Consider the following 1183-nt stretch of genomic DNA (forward strand, 5'->3'; position numbering starts at 1 on the left):
TATGCCATTACAATAATGTTTGGCATTTTTAACAATTTAATATCAATATTTGAGTCGAACCCTGGATAATAAAATTAATATCAGCTGCGAATGCAATGGCATAACACGCAACCCTTAATGCAATAACCCCCCCTGGCCTTGATGGACTTTACAGAACAACTCCACATCACTGCATACATCCAGCTTCCTCATCGCTGACCGCTTCTGTCCGCTGATGGTCTTTTCACTTTTACTCAAAATCTGGGAGATACTTTTTCCGGTAAAACCCTCGCCAAACAAGTAAATAACAACACGCTCGCATCTCGTCAGACTCACCAGGCGCACATCATTCTCATCACCAAGTTCCCCCGAAATCGGCAGAGCAGTCGCAGGCTTTTTCGTCAAGGCCCATGAGATGAGCGCCTCCCTGATAGTGGCCTCGTCATCTTTATAGAGAATGCGCACCACCTCATCCAACGCCATCTCGCGAGGCTGGCGAACATGTCTTGACTTGAGAATGATGAAAACACTCGGGGACCAACGTTGATTAAGCCTGATCGTCTGTTCGAATGCCTGACAAAAATAGGTGTTGTCTGCATCAATAAATACCAGCCGCGTCTGGATATTCGGGGTACCGCTGAAGGTAATTTGACCGTTGCTCACCTCATTACTTATTCCTTGCTCAGTATGATATTCCGCCAGTGTTTCGCTGAGCAGAATAAACAGACCGTGCCGAAAGTAATTATCTTTCACATCAATAACGCAATTAAACATCCCCTCCCCCTGAAATAAAATTATCCTGGCGGTAGAAAATGAACATGCCTGGTTAAATGTAATTATCTAATGAATTAATTCCATCTCATACACTTTGTATCCAGAGAATAACAACCCCCGCCATAGGAAAATATCGCCCTAAAATATAGAGCTTATACACTCGCAGAATAAAGAAGAGTGGTCATTAATACGGAGGAAAATATTCACTTGATAATCGTCTCACCACACATGTCGCATACAACAGATACTACAAGCAAACTCATTTATAACAAAATAATTGATCGTCACATCCCATTGCATAAAATAAAAAACCATTATGTTGATATGATGTAGCAATTAACAAAATAAAACACTACTTACCATGAGTCAGACAGACCAATAGATCACAAAATATAATTTAACAATATTTAAAGCTAGGAATTAACGTTAT

General features: G+C 40.7%; 1 protein-coding gene. It reads right to left on the reverse strand.

The features are described from left to right. Positions 1–114 precede the first annotated feature (114 nt). A complete protein-coding gene (locus V1952_RS21980; protein ID WP_420075569.1) occupies positions 115–753 on the reverse strand; it encodes a helix-turn-helix transcriptional regulator in 639 nt (212 codons plus the stop codon). Between the last annotated feature and the right edge of the window lie 430 nt (positions 754–1183).

The sequence above is a fragment of the Yersinia sp. 2542 StPb PI genome (assembly GCF_048593855.1).
GTDB lineage: Bacteria > Pseudomonadota > Gammaproteobacteria > Enterobacterales > Enterobacteriaceae > Yersinia > Yersinia enterocolitica_E.

Excerpts from the sequence above, each read along its gene's own strand:
- V1952_RS21980 (WP_420075569.1), bottom strand. The coding sequence starts at position 753 with ATGTTTAATTGCGTTATTGATGTGAAAGATAATTACTTTCGGCACGGT.